Source organism: Actinomadura pelletieri DSM 43383 (genome assembly GCF_003634705.1).
In the GTDB taxonomy this organism is placed as follows: Bacteria; Actinomycetota; Actinomycetes; order Streptosporangiales; family Streptosporangiaceae; genus Spirillospora; species Spirillospora pelletieri.
The window spans coordinates 55,940-75,364 of record NZ_RBWU01000001.1; the positions used below are offsets into that span (position 1 = coordinate 55,940).

The 19,425-nt window shown below is 65.3% G+C and carries 20 protein-coding genes; 7 read left to right on the forward strand and 13 right to left on the reverse strand.

What is annotated here, in order from left to right; all coding sequences use genetic code 11:
* Positions 1-52: 52 nt before the first annotated feature.
* The 5 genes from BZB76_RS00275 to BZB76_RS36815 all read left to right on the forward strand — a co-directional run bounded on the left by BZB76_RS00275 (position 53) and on the right by BZB76_RS36815 (position 4,285).
* Positions 53-517, forward strand: a complete 465-nt coding sequence (locus BZB76_RS00275; protein WP_147449244.1) for a hypothetical protein — start codon at positions 53-55, stop codon at positions 515-517.
* Positions 518-522: 5 nt separating this feature from the next.
* Positions 523-999 carry a DUF7665 family protein gene (locus BZB76_RS00280; RefSeq protein ID WP_121432273.1) on the forward strand — a complete coding sequence of 159 codons (477 nt, stop codon included), beginning with the start codon at positions 523-525 and terminating at the stop codon, positions 997-999.
* Positions 996-1,553 carry a hypothetical protein gene (locus BZB76_RS00285; protein WP_121432274.1) on the forward strand — a complete coding sequence of 186 codons (558 nt, stop codon included), beginning with the start codon at positions 996-998 and terminating at the stop codon, positions 1,551-1,553. The genes BZB76_RS00280 and BZB76_RS00285 overlap by 4 nt, the downstream gene beginning before the upstream one ends.
* A 503-nt stretch (positions 1,554-2,056) precedes the next feature.
* Entirely contained in the window at positions 2,057-2,917 is an 861-nt protein-coding gene (locus tag BZB76_RS00290) for a hypothetical protein (protein ID WP_121432275.1), read from the forward strand.
* Between the two features lie 852 nt (positions 2,918-3,769).
* Complete coding sequence (locus BZB76_RS36815; RefSeq protein ID WP_475647896.1) at positions 3,770-4,285, forward strand: AAA family ATPase; 516 nt, start codon at positions 3,770-3,772, stop codon at positions 4,283-4,285.
* Here the strand turns inward: BZB76_RS36815 and BZB76_RS00295 are convergent.
* The 13 genes from BZB76_RS00295 to BZB76_RS00360 form a co-directional block, all read right to left on the reverse strand.
* Positions 4,282-4,833, reverse strand: a complete 552-nt coding sequence (locus tag BZB76_RS00295; protein ID WP_147449245.1) for an ASCH domain-containing protein — start codon at positions 4,831-4,833, stop codon at positions 4,282-4,284. The two genes, BZB76_RS36815 and BZB76_RS00295, sit on opposite strands and share 4 nt — an antisense overlap.
* Before the next feature lie 1,375 nt (positions 4,834-6,208).
* On the reverse strand, positions 6,209-7,228 hold the full coding sequence (locus BZB76_RS00305) for a radical SAM protein (protein ID WP_121432278.1): 1,020 nt from the start codon (positions 7,226-7,228) through the stop codon (positions 6,209-6,211).
* Positions 7,229-7,230: 2 nt separating this feature from the next.
* Positions 7,231-8,043 (reverse strand): DUF4186 family protein, encoded by an 813-nt coding sequence (locus BZB76_RS00310; RefSeq protein WP_121432279.1) that lies wholly within the window; start codon positions 8,041-8,043, stop codon positions 7,231-7,233.
* Between the two features lie 66 nt (positions 8,044-8,109).
* Entirely contained in the window at positions 8,110-9,582 is a 1,473-nt protein-coding gene (locus tag BZB76_RS00315; RefSeq protein ID WP_121432280.1) for a helix-turn-helix domain-containing protein, read from the reverse strand.
* Positions 9,579-10,019: a DUF6932 family protein gene (locus BZB76_RS00320; protein ID WP_121433355.1), complete on the reverse strand. Its 441-nt coding sequence runs from the start codon at positions 10,017-10,019 to the stop codon at positions 9,579-9,581. The genes BZB76_RS00315 and BZB76_RS00320 overlap by 4 nt, the downstream gene beginning before the upstream one ends.
* 64 nt (positions 10,020-10,083) lie before the next feature.
* Positions 10,084-10,281 carry a hypothetical protein gene (locus BZB76_RS00325; RefSeq protein WP_121432281.1) on the reverse strand — a complete coding sequence of 66 codons (198 nt, stop codon included), beginning with the start codon at positions 10,279-10,281 and terminating at the stop codon, positions 10,084-10,086.
* Between the two features lie 12 nt (positions 10,282-10,293).
* The gene (locus BZB76_RS36250) at positions 10,294-10,419 is read right to left on the reverse strand and encodes a hypothetical protein (RefSeq protein WP_281273820.1); all 126 of its coding nucleotides are present in this window, start codon (positions 10,417-10,419) and stop codon (positions 10,294-10,296) included.
* Positions 10,420-10,499: 80 nt separating this feature from the next.
* Positions 10,500-10,982, reverse strand: a complete 483-nt coding sequence (locus tag BZB76_RS00330; protein WP_211342760.1) for a hypothetical protein — start codon at positions 10,980-10,982, stop codon at positions 10,500-10,502.
* A gap of 50 nt (positions 10,983-11,032) precedes the next feature.
* The gene (locus BZB76_RS00335; RefSeq protein WP_121432283.1) at positions 11,033-11,800 is read right to left on the reverse strand and encodes an ankyrin repeat domain-containing protein; all 768 of its coding nucleotides are present in this window, start codon (positions 11,798-11,800) and stop codon (positions 11,033-11,035) included.
* Positions 11,801-12,333: 533 nt separating this feature from the next.
* Positions 12,334-13,251 carry a recombinase family protein gene (locus tag BZB76_RS34045; RefSeq protein WP_147449246.1) on the reverse strand — a complete coding sequence of 306 codons (918 nt, stop codon included), beginning with the start codon at positions 13,249-13,251 and terminating at the stop codon, positions 12,334-12,336.
* Between the two features lie 191 nt (positions 13,252-13,442).
* A complete protein-coding gene (locus tag BZB76_RS00350; RefSeq protein WP_121432286.1) occupies positions 13,443-14,327 on the reverse strand; it encodes a DUF2637 domain-containing protein in 885 nt (294 codons plus the stop codon).
* 294 nt (positions 14,328-14,621) lie between these two features.
* Positions 14,622-15,968, reverse strand: a complete 1,347-nt coding sequence (locus BZB76_RS00355; RefSeq protein WP_211342761.1) for a recombinase family protein — start codon at positions 15,966-15,968, stop codon at positions 14,622-14,624.
* 754 nt (positions 15,969-16,722) lie between these two features.
* Positions 16,723-17,079 (reverse strand): DUF6879 family protein, encoded by a 357-nt coding sequence (locus BZB76_RS00360; protein ID WP_147449247.1) that lies wholly within the window; start codon positions 17,077-17,079, stop codon positions 16,723-16,725.
* 459 nt (positions 17,080-17,538) lie between these two features.
* Between BZB76_RS00360 and BZB76_RS00370 the strand changes: the two genes are divergently transcribed.
* Positions 17,539-18,051, forward strand: coding sequence for a DUF6907 domain-containing protein (locus BZB76_RS00370; protein WP_147449248.1), 513 nt, complete (start codon positions 17,539-17,541; stop codon positions 18,049-18,051).
* 170 nt (positions 18,052-18,221) lie between these two features.
* The gene (locus tag BZB76_RS00375; protein ID WP_121432291.1) at positions 18,222-19,031 is read left to right on the forward strand and encodes a hypothetical protein; all 810 of its coding nucleotides are present in this window, start codon (positions 18,222-18,224) and stop codon (positions 19,029-19,031) included.
* Positions 19,032-19,425: the final 394 nt, after the last annotated feature.

Consider the following 19,425-nt stretch of genomic DNA (forward strand, 5'->3'; position numbering starts at 1 on the left):
ATGGCTCAACTTTACCGAACGAGCCACAGGAGCCTCACGGAAGGTGTTCCTCATGCCCCGCATCCACACCTACGGCGCGGCGGACCCCACGCCGCGCACGCACGCCGACATCGCGGCGAGCACCCCGCTGAAGGAGATCGTGGAGATCGCGGGCGGCTCGCTGCCCTACGCGCTCGACCAGGACGAGCCGCTCGACGCCGCCAAGACCGTCGGTGAACTGTTCGGCGACGGGAACGCGCACGTGATCGTCCACTCCTGCCGGGAAGTTCGCGTCACCATCACCTACGGCGGCGCGTCGCAGAGCGTCCAGGCGAAGCCCGGATGGCGGATCAACAAAATCCGCCGAGAAGCGATCAAGGCGTTCCAGATCGACGGTGCTTCGGCGGCGGATCTGGTGCTCCGCCTGCCGGAATCCGGCGAGGAGATCCCGCAGACCGACCCGATCGGCGGTTACGCGGCCGAGGGCACCTGCTCGGTGACGCTCGACCTGGCCCCGCACGTCCGAGCGCAGGGATGACGGCCATGCCGAGCCCCGTCCGTGATCCGGGCCTAGCGCGACTGGAGCGTGACCTCGCCTCCGCCGAGTTCGACAGCGGAGTCGACGCCGGGCTCTGGCGCCTCGTCAGCCTCGACTGGCCCGTGCTCGTCGTCGCCATCACCGCCGGGGACGACCGGGAGCTCGGTATGCGCCTCGACGTCGACGGTTATCCCGTCACCGCCCCCGCCGGGCAGCCGTGGGACCTCGCCAGAAACACCCCTCTATCCGTCCAACGGTGGCCGACGGGAAGGACCGCAGAGACGGTCTTCCACCGCGACTGGTCTCCCCAGAACGGCAACGCGCCGTATCTGGCCTGCGACCGCCGGGGCCTGATGGCTCACCCGAACTGGGCCGGTGAGCGTCCTGAACGCGCCTGGAACCCCAATCGGACGATCACCTTCTATCTGGCCGAGATACACCGCGAGCTCGGCAACGCCCGTCTCCCGGACGGCCACCAATGACATCGCGCGACCCCACGTTGACGATCCGCACCGACCATTTCGAAGATCTCCTCCAAGAGCTCGCCCGTCGCGGCGAAGGCGTCCGGGAGTCGGGCGCCTTCCTCCTCACCCCCATTGACACGGCCGCGGGTAGCCCTCGCCCTGTTACGGACACCGCGTACTACGACGATCTCGACCCCGACTGCCTCACCGGAGGAATCTCCTTCGGCGCGATCGGCTACAGCGCCTTGAACCGGTATTGCCGGCGGCAAGGCGTCCAGGTCGCGGCCGACATCCACACCCATCCCGGCCCGCTGGTCCGGCAGAGCCGCATCGACCGCGACAACCCGATGATCGCTCTCCCCGGACACGTGGCGATCATCGTGCCCCACTTCGCCCAAGGCCGGATACTGCCAACGGACCTGGGGGTCCACGTCTTCGGCGGAGCCGAGGGCTGGACCTCCACGTATGGACGCGCCGTCACCGAGACACTGCTGGTCGAGCCCGTCAGCAAGGCTCCGTCCTGGACATTCCCCATCATCCGCCGCCTCTTCCGCATGGGTGAACGCCGATGACTGACCGACTCAGCTCCAACAACGTCCACCGGACCGCACTCCTATCCGCCCACGACGGCACTCAGCCCTCCATCGAGGCCGCACTCGACGCCCATGCGCGAACCGGGGTCCTGATCCAAGCTGACGCTACGACGTGCAAGAACACAGCCGGCCAAGCAGCCCTGCTCACAGCGGCAGCTACGGCCGTCCGCGCATTCGGCACCGTTTCCGTCACCGTCGACGCACCCGAGGCGGAACTGACATCCGGGCCATTTCGTGGCTCGACGCTCGGACCCGCCCTCACTGCAGTCGGGGCCACCCTCGCCGCAACCGATCACCCGTCATGGCCGGTCCTGCTGATCGGCGCCCAGACGCCCTCGCCCCCGCCTCACCGCGACGCGCCGATACTCCGCGCATCCTGGAGCGCCTGGACCGCCCGCGTCCAAACTGGCGACGACCGGACCGAGGGCACAACGTGCGACGAGTCCTGCATTCTCGCCCCGATCGCCGCAGGCGCCCTCGCCGTGGCCGAGGCGTTCACCTTCACCCGGCAGTTGCCCGGCAACGACGCCGGATTCCGCGACGTATCGCTGGACCTCTGGTCGCCTGGCCGACCCGTCCCCGCGCCGGGGCCACCCCTGCGCTACGCACCCTGCGCTTGGTGGCTTGTCGGACTCGGCCATCTCGGTCAAGCCAACGCCTGGACGATCTCCTGGCTGCCCTACCAGAACCCCGCCGACGTCGAGATCGTCCTCCAAGACGCCGATCTCACCAACCCCGCCAACCACAGCACCGGCCTGCTCACCCCTGTCGACTCCAATGGCACCCCGAAGCCCCGCCTCGTCGCGGCGACCCTCGACCGGCTGTCCTATCGGACCCGCATCATCGAGCGACATCTCACCACACACAGCACCGCAACTTCCGCGGACCCGCATGTGGCCCTGATCGGCGTCGACAACCTCGACACCCGTCGACTCATCTCCTCCATCGGCTGGCGCACCGCCATCGACGCCGGTCTCGGCGCCGGACACCGCGACTTCTCAGCCATCGCGATCCACCGATTCCCCGGCTCTCACCACAGCGCCAAACTCCCAGCTTGGACCAGTCCCGGGGCGCCTTCCGTCACCGTCCCCGACCGACCCGCCTTCAAAGACGCGGAAGCCCGCCTCGGACGTTGCGGCGTCGTCGAGCTCGCGGGAAAGGCCGTCGGAGCCGCCTTCGTCGGAGCCGTCGCCGCATGCCTCACCGTCGCCGAGGCTCTGCGAGAACTCCACGGCGGTCCCGGATACGACGTCCTCACCCTCCACCTCCTCACCCACGACCCGCAAACCGCCCTGGCCAAGACCCGTGCCGACATCGTCCACGCCGCACTCGTCCAATCCTGACCACAGGCGACCACACCGGAGGGACGGACGAGCGCAAGGAGTGCGGGTTGCCGTTCTCGCGTGGCAAGGCCCGCCCATGCTAGATCGCCTCCCCTTTGTACCGGCCATGTGGTGGCGGCCCTTTAAGAGGCGACCGCGTCGAGTCGTCCTGCACGGCCGGCTTGCTTGACCAACCGTCCCCAGCGCTCGCTGCGGGGATCCATAGGTGTCACCCGAGGGCGGTGAACAGGCGCTTGATCTCCTCATTCAGCCGAGCGCACCGCTACCGGCGGGCGGTCGGCTCGCGGTTGATCCACTTGTAGAATCAGGACTGCGAGACCCCAAAGGCCCGGCAGGCGATCGCATGCGGGATACCGAAAGTGGTCCCCTGGGACCCGATGAACTCCGCCACGATCATCGGTTCATCGAGTCTTTCACCCACAGCGCCACAGAGCGCTTGACGACATCACGCTCCACCTAAATTCGGCCTTCTCCTTCTCCCAGACCGCCCGCTCGGCCCGCAACCGTGCCAGTTCCTCGCGATCGGACTCGCCCAACTCCCCGCTGTCGGCACCACTTTGCGTCCGATCGTTCTTCACCCAGTTGTGCAACGTGTAGGGACTGATCCCAGCTCCCGCGCGACCTGCGCAACAGGCTTACCGGTCTCCTAGACGATCCGTACCGCTCCCGCGCGGAACTCCCGGATCGAACCGGCCTTTCTTGTCTCCCACGACCAACCATCTCTCTGGTTCAGGTCTCCACGCTACGAGGGGAGCCCGAGTTGGCTCTGAGGAGAGGCCGCCACCAGAGGCCATAACCGCGGTAACGCCTACTCCCGCCGTCTATTGTCTAGGCGTGGCTGATATGCGGTGGATGGTGCTAGTTGCCGGCTCGGTGCGCTCCGGGAAGTCGACTTTCGCTCGAAGCGTGGTTGATCGATCTGGGGGTGTGTGTGTTGGATTCGGGGAAGTGGTGCGGTCTCGGGCGGCGGAACTTGGGCTTCCGGCTGAGCGCAGGTCTTGGCAGCACGTCGGTGAGGAGTGGGTGCGGTCTGACCCTGTTGGGCTCTGTGAACAGGTTCTTTCCCCGGTTGTGCATGAACCGCGTATAATTGTTGATGGCGTACGCCACATCGAAGTGTACGCCTTGTTGGTTCGTCGGGCGCAGGGGCGTAAGACGGTACTCGTGTTCGTGGACGCTGAACCGCGAATTCGTCGCCGCCGACTCTTGCGCGATGCTTTCGATCAGCCTGGCTTGGATAAGATCATGGCACACTCGACAGAGAGCGAGTTGCCAGAGCTGCGTGCTAAGGCCGATCTCTTGGTCGATGGCACCGGGGACAACACACCAGCACTGAGCGCGTTGGCGACCCTGCTCGCAGAGCCCTAGAAGAGGATCTCCTGAGCTGTTGGCGTTGCGGAGCCGGCGATGACGACCCAGCCGCGTCTGTCTCTTTTCCGGATGCTGAATGGCTCCATGGTGGTGATGCTTGCCATGGTAATAAGAGTGGCGTAGCGGGCACGGGACCGGTCGGCCCAGAAGCCATCATCTGCGGGGGCTATGCCTTCGCCATACCGGGTTGCGACCTCCTCAAGGGGCGTCTTGTCGAGTTCGATGTGGCGGACTTCACCGGCGAGGCCAGCTGCACTGACCGGGCCTGCTGTTTGCTTGAAGAAGATGACATCTCCTGCTGTGACCTGCCCGAAGGGTGCAACCCTATGCCGGCTGAAGCGTGACTCGATCGTTTTGCGGCCATCAAGGAGCAGTCCGAGGTACGGTCCCGACATAACCGCGAGGTGCGTGCCGCGGTCGATGCTGGCTAGTACGTCCTGTGCCCATCTGTGTAGCCACTCCGGGCTGTCGCGGGCCTCAGCGACTGGTGCAGCGAGCTTGTCGATCTCGTTGAGACCGATCGAGGGGGCGGGTGGCGGGTGCATGGCCACACCCTGTCAGTCCTGTGGCGCAGGGCAAGGATCTTGAGGGTGTGTCGCTTAGATGCCCGAGCAGTATGTCTGGTAGGCGGCTTGCTCGGCTGTAACGATTTCGTCGATCTTGGTGATCGCCTGGCGCATGTCTTCCAGAGGAATGTGATGGCGAATGCCAAACTCGACGATCGTGTCTGTGGCGTCTCGTAGTGTGAGCGGTGAGGTACGGGCCCCGAGTTGGTACAGCAACGTGGCGGCGAGGCGAGAGTCGGGGCATGTAAGCACAGAGTTGCCTGACGTCCATACATTAGCCCGTGCGCGAACCGAGTGGCGCCGACTGACGCTAGGGAGCGTGTCGCCTGGTACGAGCGTGTCAAATGCCAGCTTGCCCGAAGCTCGACTAGGAAGGTCGAGCACGCGCAGGCGTACATTGCCGAGGGCCACCTCGGTATTCTCGGCACAGTTCAGTGGTAATGGGGCGGAAAGTGAGTCCGCGTGAGGTTCAGGCGCTGCCACAACGGGCCGCTTAGTCAGTTGCCATAGGGTGCCAGCGCGCCAGTCATGAGGGACTAGCGTGACACCGGCAGCGTGTAGGGCTCGGTACTCAAAGAACGGTGTCCGGTAACGCAAGCTACGAGGCTGAACATGCTGCAGGCTCAGACCAACACGTTTGGCGAGGGCTTGGACGTCCTGGAGTTCGGGAGCGGCGGATGGTCTGGTGAGCACGTCGGGGACGCAAAGCAGAACTGTGCCGCCAGGACGTACCAGTAGAGCGGCTGCGTGGACGAATGTGGCGAAGCCGTCGGGATACCAGGGCGGATCGCCGACCACGACGTCCGCTCGGTGAGCCCAGGCTCGTGGCGGACTCCAGCTTCGTAGGTCGGCCAATGATCGTTCGACTGTGCCGAGTAGGTCAGCTCTGTCGAGCGCTGACATGACGCCAGCATTCGAGTCAACGAGGAGCAGGTCCCTGGTACGACCGCAAAAGTGTGGGACAAGGGTGGGAGTTCCCAGCAAAGCGATTGCGCCGCTGTCGCGGGCGAAGTCGTGGCAACGGTCGGCGAGAAGAGCGCGTGTACGTGGTTCGAACCGCCACTCGTAGTCCAATGGATGCGGCAGCGGAAGGAGCTCCTGGAGCGGATCTGGTACTTGGCGGTGAGAGGCTGTGCAACGCGCGGTGGTCACAGGAATGGGATAGCGGGACAACAGCGGAGCCAACTGGCTGGGCTCCACTACCCCAACGTGCCAGGCGAGGTGAGCGAGTTGTTCTTCGGAAGGAACGCTGCCAGTGGAGATGCCAATGGTCGCGGCCGCAACCGCGACCCGGCGGTCACGCATTTCGGCGAACCGGTCATAGGTGACGGCCGGGACGATGGTCATTGTCGAGTTACCTGCCTTGTGGCTTGTCCCCAAGGGGAACGTCAACGATGGAGGTGTAGGCCGGGCCGTGGGATCGCTCAGCAAGGACGGTGTTCCACGCATCGACCATCTGGTCCTGGACACCTAGCGCTTCCTCATGGGGTGTGCGCATCCGTGGCCCAACCGGGCCGAAGACGGTGATTTGAAGAGGAACCACCCGCCAGGGAAGGTACTCGTCGATGTCTTGCAGACGATCGACGAACCGCCGCATCACATCGAGTGGCGCTACCGGCGGTGTTGGGGTAGTAAGCGTGACGTAGCAGTAGATGTCCATTCCAGTTCGCACTAGGCGGCGCAGAAGGTCAAATTGCCGGTCGAAATGTTTGGCGGGCGCTCCGGTGTTGAACGCAAACGAGTCGTGGTCGAATCCTTTCAGGCAGCATACGCGGCCGTAGTTTGCAGTGTTTGAGAGCCTGCTGATCTCTTCGTCGCGCAGGTAGCGGAACAGGTAGTCATTGCTGAGGTTATCGTCACTCCAGAGATATACCTGAGTGGCGAGTCCTGCGTCGTTTAGTGCATCGAGCATCCAGACGGTCCATTCGGGAACTAGGTCGGGTTGACCGCCGGACAGATCGATGATCGCAGGCCTGTGGTTTGCGGGTAGCTGCTGGAACAGAGCGACCAGGTGCTCAGCGGTAACCCAGCGGGAGTGGTCCCGATGTCCGGCCAGCAGATTGAATGGCACGAAGCAGTACCAGCATCGCCAGTTGCAGACCGCGTTCTGGTATACGAGCGCGGGCATCATCTGGGGTGGCCGGGGTAAGCCAAGCTTTTGCGCCGCCGGTGCGATGGGCAAAGGATTGTCGGGCCAGCGGGTTGAGGTGGCTTGGCGGAAATGGCGGATGCGGCCGAGTCCTTCGCAGACCACCGCTTCGGAAAGGTCGGGCTCTTGGTCGGAGTTGGCGAGGACGGATACCAGGAGTCGGCGACGGCTGGGGTCGATAGCGGCCTCGCGCAGTCGCTCAGCGAACGTGTCAGGGTCGCGCATGATTACGAGGCATGGGGGTGGACGAGGTCGGTGACCTTCATGTTGAGCACCGGCGCTGTGGGGAGCATGCGCAGGTTGCTGTGCGCATTTGCGGCTGTGCGACGACGTGGCGGGATGTACCGCCCATCCTCGGGCAGGTCAGGGAGTCGTGCGTTGAGGTAGCGGCGGGCGAGCTCAGACAGGTAGGAGATTTCAGCATCGGTGAGGGGGCGGCCCTTGCCGATGCCGTGCCAATACTGCGCACATGTTCGGCAACAGGCGGCGACGGCGTGCAGCGCGTAGTCGATCGCGTTGGCCTTCTCTCGCGACGTCGGAGTTTGTGTGCCATCTCGGAAGGGCTCGGCCTTGCCGATCCGGCTACGAACGAATCTAGGGATCCTGGCGTGAAGTTCTCGGCGGCCGGCCCGGTAGGCGTAGTCAAGGGCCTTCTGTCCGAATGGGACGTGCCAGAAGTAGTGGCGGATCGCCTCGGTTTGCAGTGCGGCGAACGTGTGGTCGATGTCGGCCATGTCGCGCTGGCCGGTGCGCTCCAGCGACACGAGGGGCTGATGACATTCGCGGCAAGCGCCAGGTCCGAGCAGGCGAGCCAGCTTCTTGGTCAGCCGATAGCAGTGCAGGCCGTGGCCGCACGAGGTCATGGTACAGCGGATCTTAACCTTGTCGAAGTCGCGCCATACGCCCTCGGGAGAGGCGTCGGCGGCCGAGGCGCTCCATTTGGGCGGGAGCTCGGGAAGGGGTTTGGTGGGGAAAGGCAGGCTGTCTGGCGGATTCGCGGCTGTGCGGGGTCGGCCGGTGTCATCGTGGTGGCCGGTCATCGGGCACCTCCCTCAGACGATGAGGCGTCGGTCTTTAGCCGGCGCGAGCTTTCGATGCATGTGCCCCTATGAAGCCAAGGCGTCAAAGAGCGCTGAGCGATCAACGGAATCGAGGGCGTTGAAATCGAGCTGGGTCAGTAGCTGGTCGGTTACATTTCGCCATGGGTTGCGCTGGATCTGGAAGGTGCTGGCCGTACCCCACCAGTTGATCCCACGCCGACCGAGTTGGAAGGCTAGGTAATTGGCGAGGATGTCTACCGGAACCTCGGCGTTGTCGGCGACCGCAGGGACGACGGCCTTGAGGCGTTCGACGGATCCTTCCGCGGCCTGTACAGCCTGGGCAAGGACTGCGTCGCCGCGCCCGAACAGCAGCACATCGGCTGCGAATGCGTGTGCGCGCTGCTCCTCAGGATTGTCGCTCCAGGTATCGATGTCTCCCAGCTCGACCCAAGTCCTCAGCTCGCCACGGGTGCGATCGGCCAGATGGCAGAGCTCGTGCAGCAGGAGTGCCAGCCATCGCGCCACCGAGTCGCTGCTGTGCTTGACGACGATGACGCTGCGTCCATCCCGGCTGAAGCAAGCGCCGTGAAACGCGCCGGGATCCCGCAACGCCAATACAGGAACGCCGATGTCAGCCGCGTAGCGCAAGGTCGCCAGGAAGAGTTCCTGGGAATCGGGCGGCACCGTCACCGTGTCGGGCCGCGTAGCGGCGGCGATGGCATCGATCGCAGCGCGAACAGATTGCGCGTCACCCGGAAGGCGTGGCCGTGACAGGTGCTCGGTCGCCCGCAGCACGAGGTCGGCCAGGCTCTCGGCGTAGCGGGTGTAGGCGTCCAACGAACCATGAGCAGCGTTGCGAGGGGCGTTGAATCGCCCCGTAGTCGCAAGTGCGGGCGCCGGTCCAGATGAAAGGAGCTGCTGTACTGGAATGTTGAGCAGACGAGCTGCGCGCTCGGCAGCCGCCAACACCTTGGCCGGCCCGGCGTCTCCAGGCACATCTCGCAACAACCGGCGATCGACCACGCGTCGGTCGAAGCCCAACGAGAGCAAGCGTTTGCGCAGTCGTGACACGGGCGCCTCGTTGACCGGCAGCTGCAGATCTCCCACAAATTCGACACCAAGCGCCGCCGTAATCTCCCGCAACCGGGTCAGCGAAGCACTGGCGTACCGCTCAGCTTCGTATCGCTGGATCTGCTGCTCCTTCATGCCGAGCCGTTCAGCCAGATCGCGCTGAGACATCCCCGCTGCGATACGTGCACGGATCAGTGCATCGGGCAGTTCCTCAAGAGAAGAGACACCAGTTGCCGCGACTTGCCCCTCCTGTAGCTGCTGGTACTGCATGAGCTGACTGTCCAAGTCGGCGAGCTGCCCTGCGATGGAAGCACGCTGAAGCTCAAGGACCTGGGCACCCGGGGCGTTCGGATCGGGCTGGACGTCAAGAGCCAAGGCGGCGTTGCGGTTGATGAGTTCGTCGAGGGATTGGGCCAGCAAATTTCGCTGGCGCATAGTCGCGCGATACTGACGCTCATTGCGGATCATGGGAGTGTCCTTAGGTCAAGCAGCACGATTCCCTTCGAATCACCGTTCTCGTCGTGCTGGAAAAACTCACAAAACGACAACCCACTTGCGAGTTCAAAACCCGCAAGCAGCTCGCCGCCGTACTTGGCCTTCTGCCGGTACCGTCCATTCTGAAGGTCGGCGAGGTCGATGAAAACGGGATCGATCTTGGTTAGATCGGCGCCCACCGGATCCCAAGCGCCGTCCCAGTCCGTCGGGTCCTCCTTGGCGGTCACGAAGCTTCCCCCCAACCACATGCGGTCGATCTTGGCCGCCCTGAGACTCTTGGCGGCCGCAAGCAGCCCAACAAGTAGCCACTCGCGCCGTGGCGAACCGCCGAAGCGCCGCACTACCTCATCCCATGAGGCCTCGTGCACCCCAGGCGGCAGGACGCCTGCGGGTGTCAACGGGGGAAGCATGAACACAACATAATCGTTGTGGTGGAGGATGTCCAGTAGATCCCTTGACAGGCCCAGCCCACCGCTAGTAGTTCGACGCCTGGAGGATGCGCGGGTGCTGTGTGTGAAGCGTCCCGTCGGTGACCGCGACGACGTATCCTGCGGCCGACTCGATCCACAGCGAGTACCGCGACCCGTCAACGCCCGCGCGGCGGGTGACCTCGTTCCGGACCGGTGCAAGCCGGACCCGCTCCTCCTCGGTCGGAGGACGGCAGCGCAGCATCGACGGGGCGAATCAGGACTCGGCGCGGCCCCAGAAGACGACCACGTCGGACCCGAGCCAGCCGAGCACCACCAGCGGGCCGATCGGGACGGCGACCGCCCACCAGCAGGACGACGACCAGACTCGTTCAAGAACCACGGCAGTCCGAAGATCAGCCGGGAGACCGACGCGCCGTCGATCGTCCGGCGGCGGCGCGGCCAGGAGCGCCTGTGCGCAGGTCATGAGCGCTCGCCGATCTCGCCGAGGAGGGACACCAGGTCGCGTTTCCCCGCGCGCGCCGCCATCCGGTGCAGCTCAGCGAAGTCGACCTCGCCGAGCCCACCTGCCGGGCCGATCTTGGCGATCCGCTGGTCGAAGTCGGCGCGCCTGATGTTCGGCCGGGTGTAGGACTCGATCCGGCACAGCAGGGCGCGGCGGCGGACCGTCTCGCCCTCGCACCAGACCTGGAAGAAGTCGGTGCCCCCAACGACGAACGGCCCGAGCTTGTACAGCGACACCGGGTCGCTGCCTTCGAACGCCGACGCGGGGAGGGTGACGCGGAGCATGCCGTCCGGCTGTCGCCGCAGGTGGACGGCGTCCAGGCCGCGGTCGCGCAGCCAGTCGCGGGCCCGGGGCTCGTCGCGGCCGTCCCGAGCGGCGGACTCCTCGTTCTCGATCAGCACGGCGAGGTCGAACCCGCCGTACATCCGGGTGACGTTCACCACCGTCCGGCACGCGATGCTCCATTTGGGCTCGATGGCCCGGCCGCAGGCTAGCCGCCCGTCCCGGCCCGGGAGCGGTCAGCCCCGGCGGTCGCCGACACGGCACCCCGGGCACTCAGCCAGTCCGCCAGCTCAGCGGCGCCCCCGCGACGCGCGGCCTCCAGAGGGGTCAGGCCCTCGTGGCCGACCCAGTTGATGTTCGCACCAGACTCCAGCAGGTACGCGGCGACCGGACGCTGCCCGCCGTGGCAGGCGTGCCACAGCGCGTTCGTGACCTCACCCGGTTTGGGCGCAGGCTCGGTCTCGACGAGCTCACGGACCCGGGTCAGGTCACCGAGCGCGGCGGCCTGCCACAGTGTCGCGGTCGCGCCGCGTTCCACCAGGCGGCGGGCGGCATTCCAGTTCCGAAACGCCACCGCATCGGCCAGCGGCGTCCCGCCCCCGGTCACCGCCCCATCCGCCTCGATATCGGCGCCCGCGTCCAAGAGCGCGTCCAGCACCGGGACGTCGTCACTACTGGCTGCCCAATGCAGCACCGTTTCACTGTGCGGCCCGGCAAAGCGACCGTTGACCGGCGTGCCCGCGGCCACCAGCACACCGACACTCTGCGGACCGTTCGGAAAGTGCCCGGGCCAGTCGGTGGCCACGTGCAGAAGCGTCCGTGACATCCCCTCCGAGATCCCCAGCCGCACAGCCGCTAAGCCAGGATGCTCGGCCAAGAGCACCCGCAGACCGTCAACGTCGCCCTCCCGGATCGCCTCCGTGGCCGCCACCGCGACCGGATCGCCAGGATCCAGGTAGGACGCGCAGTTCCTCATCCCCCCATCATCGCCGCACGGTCAAAGCCCCGCGCAACGCTTCGCCGCAGACGTCCAAAGGCACAGGCCCAGAGATCAAGCAGTTAAGGCTGGGGAGCCTCGGCCGCCCGTAAAGCGGCATGGGCCGTGCCGGGGCCAAGCGGCATGGACGACATAGCGACCGGCAAGGAGATGAAGAACCCCGGACAGCCTGCCCTCACGGTCCGCCGAGATCACCACAAAGCAGTAGCTGCTCAAGCAGTAGAACATCAGGCATGTCACAAACGGACGGGCGGCCATCCCCGGCCATTTTGTCTTCGCACACGGCCATGCACTGGCCGGCGCTTCTGCGGACAAACGGCTCTTCGCGGCACCCCCGCGTGGGCACTACTCCTGATATGTGCGGCTCAGAGCCCAGTCGATCGCAGAACGCCTGGAAGGCGTGGCCCTCCAACGAAGCGATCAGACTTGCAATGGTCTTTCTGAGGCTGTTAACGTCCATGAGCATCATTATCCTGCCTTGCAGAGCTGGACCTCTGGCCTACCTCAGCCTCCTACTCTTCCTCCACCCCCGCCAACACCTGCAATGCTGCGGCCCGATGAGCACCACTCAGACTAGCGATATCCCGCAGGCCCTTGGAGGGATCATAACTGTCCGGCTTGACGAGCTGCCGTCGTCGCACCCAAACGTCCTGTGGACGCAGCATGTAGTTGGTGGTCAGGATGGTAACGCCATGAGCCAGCAAGAACTCCACGACGCGCATAAGCTTGTCGCTGTTGCGAGAGAAGCGGCTCAGCGCCGGAACGAAGATCGGTATATTCTCGGTCGTGACTTGCTGGAGCACCTCAATAAGATGATGGTCGAAGCGGGGATCAATGGCACTGAATACGGTTTTTGGGATGCCCTCATCCGTTTGCCTGGCCGCAGCATGCTCGTCGGATGAGGGTAGATCTGGCACTGGAGCTTCGGGTGCCCGGTAGCCACTACGGCCTCCACTGGCGAAGGTTTCGGCTACGGCCGAGAGACACGTCCACGCTCGTGGGTACTTGGTATCGAGGTCAGTGAAGGGACTGTCGCCTGGTACGGGCAAAGGATCTCGACGCCGGGCTGCCAACAGATGGGACAGCGGGCCAGCGGCCATGCGAGTGAGCGCCCTCAGCCCGTCAGCGTTAACGAGATGCTGGACATGCACCTCTTCCAGCTTGCTGTTGCGCACGACAACAGTGACGGCGGCCTTCAGTTCGAGCGGAGCGTCCAGTGGCTCGTGATCAAAGACCTCTTCGATGAACGGCGTAATCAGCACATCCTGCTGACTGCGCTGATCCAAGGCAGCGAACGCCTCGGCGCGACCAAGGATGTCATCACAAATGGCCTGTGCTTCAGCCGTCTGAACCTGGCACACCTCCTGAAGAAATTCAGGCACTACCTCACGACAGAACGTGGTCATGTGTTGGGGATCAGGCTCAGCCATGGCTTCGTGTCCTTGAGTGGGGTAACTAGACTGCACCGTGCTACAGCCAATCGGTCGCCGGCTCACTCTAGTTTAGAGAGATTCAATGGGCGCCGACGGCCCACTTACCGTTCCACCACGCCGGGCCGTGGGTGACCATGTCCAAGGCGACGTGGTAGGTCGGCGTCGTCGCAGGTCTTACTTTTGGATAGTCAAGAGGCAACCGTGTCGAGGCGTCCGGTGCGGCCAGCCTGCTTGACCAGGCGTCCCCAGCGCTCGCTGCGCCCGAACCGGCTGCCGATCGCTTTCCCCGGCGGCAGATCCCCCTCCGGCGTGCGGTTGGCCACCGCCCACCGCCACGCGCGTCGCTGGATATCCACATCGCCTGTTCCCTCTGCACGAGATGAGGGTGAGCGCTGTACCGCCGCGCCATCGGCTGCGCCACGCTCCTGGGACGATTCCGCGGAACGTATGAGGTCAAAGGCGCGGCCGCTATGAGACTTCTCTGAGGTCTTTCGCCGGGCGGCTGGCCTCCTCAGAGACTCCTCTGAGGGCGCTGGGGCCAAGCGGGGACCCTTATGAGAATCCTCAGAGCCCCGATGAGTCGCCGCAGAGATCCTATGAGCGGCCTCAGGAGTCCTATGTGCCGCATCCAATGTGACACCAGGGACAGCGTTGTCACGCCCCGTTTTCATCACGGCGGTGCGTCTGATCTGCCGCATCAGCAGCTCATAGGCCCCGATTAGGGCGCAACTGGGCCAGGCGGCGATGAGGCGGCCGACCACCGATGGTTCGGCGACGGCGACGTTGGCGGCCAGACTGGCGGCGCTTCCCAGCACCAGCAGCGTCCACGGCAAAAGCCCGCTGCGGCGGCCCTGCCGGGAGTCGACCAGCAGGGACATCGAGGCCACCACGATCATCCCGTCCACGCTGACGGGCAGCAGCGCCGCCGTCCAGGACGTTTCTCCGTATCGCAGCACCAGTTGATACATGTGTTTGTAGCTGATCACTGCGGCTATGCCGGCCAGCACGATGACGCTGACCGTGGAGGCCCACCGGATCACCTGGTCGGGGAGTGAAGGCTTGGTGTTCGCCATGGCGGCTCAGTCCTCCGCCTTGTCGACCGGGGCTGCGGTGTTTAGTGGGACTTCACCCAGGGGTAGAGTGATATATGGGGATTTGGTGCGTGTCCGACTCGGACACAGAGTTTGTACATAATTGCCCGTTTTAAGGCATTCCAGAGCGCCCCTCGGGGCCTAGAATTCCCCGAAAGGGTCGGTCCCTTTACTGCTTGATCACCTCCTTTCCGCCGCGGATGTGGGCGCCGTCAGCACCCGGCCATAGTCCGCGCACCAGAACGGCACATGCAACACCCGCGAAGCGTTGTGATATCAGCGTCTCCGGTCGATGGTGACCTTCACCTCCTTCGGCGTGCCCGCCCGCAGAGTGCGGGTCTCGGGCTCATAAGTCAGTGTGACCTTGCTGGTGCGCAGATAGTCGATGACCTCCTTGGGGTCGAATTCCGCGCCGCCCGGCACGGTCTCTGACGGTCCGGTCAGGAGAAGGTGCAGGGCCGGCAGGTGCGGCAGGATGTGGTCCTCACGGACGTAAAGGTTCTTGGGCCGATCCGGATCCGAGCGCGACGCGCTGGTATGGCCGTGCCGGCACCGGTACGCCGCCCGGTTGTTGGCCCAGCACGACTCCACCCGGCGCCCGCAGATCCCGCAGCGCAGCAGGCCCGCCAGCAGGTAACAGCGGCCCGGCTTGACAGGGGTGCCGCGCGGCGTCTGGATGCCCTGCACGGCGATGAAGTCCGCCTCGCTGACCAGGGCCGGATGCGCGGGACGAGCGGAGATCACCCAGCCGTCGGGCACGTTCCACCGCTGCACCCGCCGATGCCCCAGCCCCGTATTGGCCGGATCGATCAGATCATGCTCGCTCGGTTGGCGGTTCCACACCTGCCGGCCCGTATAGCGAGGATTGGCCAGGATCGTCTGCACAGTGGTCAGGGCCCATGCCTGCTTGGATCGGTGGGCGTTACGCCGCGGGTCGGCCGCCGACGGGCAGGGGATGTGCATGTCGTTGAGCGCCCTGGTGATGCGGGACCCGGTGTGCCCGGCCAGCCGCTGAGCGAAGATCCATTCCACGATCGGCGCGGTCTGTGGGTCGGGTTCCAACCGGTGGGCCCGGCGTCCCCAGGCGGCGTGGGCGCGGTTGGGGTGCGGACCCGCATCCACCAGCCGATACCCGTAGGGCGGGCGGCCGCCCAGGTATCGGCCCTGTTCACGGGTCTGTGCCGCCATCGCCGTGGAGACCCGGATCCTGGTCCGGGTGATCTCCCGCTTGGACTGCATACCGAGGATGACCATCAATCGCTCGTGGGCTTCGGAGGTGAAGTCGATCGGGCCGCCGATTTCGGGCATCCACAGCTGCACACCGTAGTGATCGAACAGCGGTGCCATCAGAGCGAACTGGTTGCCGTAGAACGCCCGCTCATACTCCCCCACCACGACCGCGTCGAACCCACGATCCGGATCGGCCATCGCCGTCAACAACGCCGCCGCCTCAGGACGACGCGCCCACGGCAACACCCGACTGTGCCCGACATCGAAATACTCCGCCACAATCCGCCCATGCCCGCTGACCAGCTCGACGGCCGCATGATGCTGCCGCGCCCGCGACGTCACCGGATCTTGGTGATCCTCGGTCGACACCCGCCCGTAGAACGCGAACCGCAACCCGTCCTTCCGCGGCTGCGCCACCTGGTACTTCCCTGACCGCTCAGCCCACGCCAGGAGCGTGTCCGCCCCCGTGCCCCGGCCCGCCTCCCGGGACCCGCTCAACGGCCTCGCAGTCATGACCCGCACTCCTCATGCCGGAAACACCTTTTCGGCTTCAACATCAGACAAGGAGAGGCAACACATATGACAAACGATGAGATTATCGCCAAGGAGCAATAATTTTCTAGCCCCCAAGAAACCCTGGGAACATTTCCTGATATTTACTATTCTGTCCGCCGCGCGCGCGTACCGACCGACGCCTAGCGCGAACGACAGCGTTCACCCCAAGAAGCTCCACAATTGCGAGCAGCAGCTCGCTCGATGTTCGACCTTCTGGTGACGATGTCCAGCAGGGCACACGCCATATGTCTTCAAAGTGCCCGAACCGCTGGTCATCGATTCGAGCATTCCGCAAAGAGGCTGGGGTCAGGGTCGGTCCCGTCGTCGAACCGAAGGGTGACCTCGCCGTCGCGCATCACCAGCAGCTTGGCCTGGTGAGCGCCCGCCCCCTGCACGGCCACGAACCCGAACATCTTGGAGGGCCGTGCTGACCAGGTACCCACCGGTGTGCTCGAAGGTGATGACCCGGTGCAGGCCCCGGATGCGCAAGGCGGTGCTGATGCGGCCCCCTCGGCCGGCTACGCCGGCCAGGCGGCGGGATGTCCCACGCCCCCATCGTGGCCAGCCTTCGGGTCGGTCATCGAAAAACGGTTCAGGCCCGCGGCGTGTAGTCCTTGTGCGGCACAGCGACCGCCCACGCCGCTTCGAATGCCTCCCGGCACCGTGCTACCAGCGCCGGGTCGTCGTCCCATTGCTGCCCGGCCGGGCCGTCGTCGCCATCGTGCAGGTTGAACATGACGAACGCCCCATCGATGACGAACATGTCGTTGCCCGGCAGGAACACACAGGACGCCAGGCGACGGGGCAGCCAGCGGATGTCCTCCCCGGCCTCGACCAGCCGGGAGGAGAACTCATAGGCCCCGCGCATGTACTCCGAAACCGGTTCGGAGATCGTCTTGATCCGGCGCATCACGACCCCCGCGGCAGCCCGCGCCGCGGTCGCTTCCACAGCCCTCGCCCCTCCACCCCCACCTCGGCCGGTGAGGGCTTGGGGACCTGGGACCGGGACATGCGGGTCGTCACGCAGCTCGCCCTGCCACAACCACGTGCCTCGGTGGCGATCTGATGGACAGCAAGGCCGGTCTCTGCGGTCTCCGACTCCGGCCCGCAGTAATAGGACAACATGATCGGGTCATCCTCGCTCGGGTGTTCCACAGGATTCCACCTTTCGATCGGGCAACCCGACCTTCACCCGCCAAACGCCCCCCATCAGCACCTCAGGCCCCCGCTTCGTTCTCCTTGCGTTTCCTCGTCTCTCACCCACGGCGTGCTGGGAACTGCGAGGCCCCGAATCGGGAGAAGCATGCCGCCACCCCACGCCACGCGACCCGCCTGTGATCGTGGAAGGTGGCGGAGACTCTGGGCTTCGCACAACCAATCGCGCTGACCCTTCTGTGAGCCACCCACATTGCCGAACAGCTCGCCCGACAATCCCCAGGCGCAGATCCTGGCCGCCCTCAACCGAGGAGCCCCGGCAGCCCGCGGCGGACGTGACAAACTGGCCGCCCGTCGACAGCTGAAGGACGCACCGATGAACCAGTCTCCGGACCCACCGCCCGGACCACGAGGAACCACCGAGGAGCAACTGACAGCGCTCGGAATCACCCCCAAGCCATGCCCGCCGTGGTGTACCGGCGATCACTTCGGCCCAGACCCGGTCCTGTTCGCCGAGGACGGCTTTCACCACAACGGCCCGACCACGGTCGTCACCGACAGCGCCTCCACCCTGTACGAGGACCCTGCCGACAGCGAACTCAAGCTCGAATTGACCTCCTGGACTCCCGCCCTGGCCACCACACCCGGCCCAACCCACCTCCGCCTATCCGACGGCGGCGACAGCGTTTTCTACTTCACTCCCGACGGCGCACGCAGGCTCGCCGCGGAACTGACCCAACTCGCTGATCAAGCCGACGCGCGTTGATACCGAACGCGGAACCATGACAAACACTCGCGCCCGCCCCGGAACCTAAGCCGGGTCAACCGATGCTGGCCACGATCACCCGGGGCAAACGAGCCCAGAGTTCCCCTGCCTCGGGGGATATCGAACGCGTTCTGGCAGTAGGATCTCGCCACGAGATGGATTCCCGACTCATGGATTTCACAGTGTTCGATCCGGTACGGCGCGCGGGCCTACAGGAACCGGCTGCGCGGTTCATCCACTGCACCCCGCCCGACGTCATTGCGGCTGAGCCCGCCGGGGACGAACTGCCCGACGCGCTTTTCCAGATCCTCAGCCAGTTCGGCACCCGCAAACACGCCTCCCATATTGTGGACACTCGAACTCCGGGCCATCGCAGACCGGACGCCGCGTTGATGTTCGCCATCGCTCCAGGCATCGTGCACGTAGTCGGCTCCTCCCCACTCGCCGAACAGATCCGTGGCACGCTCAGCGGAGGCGCCGTCACCGGCTGGCGGCTCCACCCTCTTCCGGAGAGCACCACCCCGTTGCACACGCTCCGCCCGCGCTTGGAGTCGCGGTTTTACAACCTGCTCGATCGCAACGGGTTCACCAGCGTCGAAGAAGCCATCGCCGCTCCCGACGCCGCACTGCTCCAGCTCCGCCACGCCGGCCCTCGATTCGTGGCCGCTCTTCGCGGCCTCGCCGGCGAACCTGACATCTGCGAACTGGTTGTCACCAACCCGACCGACGTGCAGGATGCGCACCAGCGCCGCACTTATCTGCTCGGTCGGCTGCATGGGGCCACCGCCGCCCGCTATCGCGACCTGGTTGATGCGCTTGCCCGCAGCACCATCCCGCTGGCCGCGCTGGACAAGATCGCCACCGCGCTCTGTGATGAACCCGTTCCGCCAGCCGACCCCACTGTCACGCTGTTGTTGGAAACCGCGGGCGAACAGCAGATCCTCAACCGCTATCTGAGCACCCACCAAAAGGCGGAGTGAACACGTGAACTGTGCGGGCTATCAACCGAGACGCCACTCGGTCGACGAGATCACCCGGAAGATGCGGTTCGCGGCTCTGCCCGCACTCGGACACCTGGACCTGTAGATCTCCAACACGCGAGCTTGTAACCCGCCCAGCGGGCTCGTCACCACCGCGTTCGGTCTGGGATGGGTTAGTGCCAGCGGGACCTTGTCCAAATTGGGTCGGCTCCATCGCGGGGAACCGTTTCATGCGGGTCCCAGGACCGGATCCTGCGCCGGTGCGCTCCGGCGTGGTTACGCGGCCTTCGCCTGACGGAAGCGGTCGAGGGCCCAGGGCGATGTTCAGGCTCTTAGCGGTGCAGTGCGCCGCGGTGCTCCTCAGGCAGGACGTTGTCAAGCTGCGTCCAAGCTG

Bases quoted from the DNA above. Each gene is read 5' to 3' on its own strand.
- BZB76_RS00275 (WP_147449244.1), top strand. From the start codon at position 53: ATGCCCCGCATCCACACCTACGGCGCGGCGGACCCCACGCCGCGCACG.
- BZB76_RS00280 (WP_121432273.1), top strand. From the start codon at position 523: ATGCCGAGCCCCGTCCGTGATCCGGGCCTAGCGCGACTGGAGCGTGAC.
- BZB76_RS00285 (WP_121432274.1), top strand. From the start codon at position 996: ATGACATCGCGCGACCCCACGTTGACGATCCGCACCGACCATTTCGAA.
- BZB76_RS36815 (WP_475647896.1), top strand. From the start codon at position 3,770: ATGGTGCTAGTTGCCGGCTCGGTGCGCTCCGGGAAGTCGACTTTCGCT.
- BZB76_RS00295 (WP_147449245.1), bottom strand. From the start codon at position 4,833: ATGCACCCGCCACCCGCCCCCTCGATCGGTCTCAACGAGATCGACAAG.
- BZB76_RS00305 (WP_121432278.1), bottom strand. From the start codon at position 7,228: ATGCGCGACCCTGACACGTTCGCTGAGCGACTGCGCGAGGCCGCTATC.
- BZB76_RS00310 (WP_121432279.1), bottom strand. From the start codon at position 8,043: ATGACCGGCCACCACGATGACACCGGCCGACCCCGCACAGCCGCGAAT.
- BZB76_RS00315 (WP_121432280.1), bottom strand. From the start codon at position 9,582: ATGATCCGCAATGAGCGTCAGTATCGCGCGACTATGCGCCAGCGAAAT.
- BZB76_RS00320 (WP_121433355.1), bottom strand. From the start codon at position 10,019: ATGCTTCCCCCGTTGACACCCGCAGGCGTCCTGCCGCCTGGGGTGCAC.
- BZB76_RS00325 (WP_121432281.1), bottom strand. From the start codon at position 10,281: ATGCTGCGCTGCCGTCCTCCGACCGAGGAGGAGCGGGTCCGGCTTGCA.
- BZB76_RS00335 (WP_121432283.1), bottom strand. From the start codon at position 11,800: ATGAGGAACTGCGCGTCCTACCTGGATCCTGGCGATCCGGTCGCGGTG.
- BZB76_RS34045 (WP_147449246.1), bottom strand. From the start codon at position 13,251: ATGGCTGAGCCTGATCCCCAACACATGACCACGTTCTGTCGTGAGGTA.
- BZB76_RS00350 (WP_121432286.1), bottom strand. From the start codon at position 14,327: ATGGCGAACACCAAGCCTTCACTCCCCGACCAGGTGATCCGGTGGGCC.
- BZB76_RS00375 (WP_121432291.1), top strand. From the start codon at position 18,222: ATGGATTTCACAGTGTTCGATCCGGTACGGCGCGCGGGCCTACAGGAA.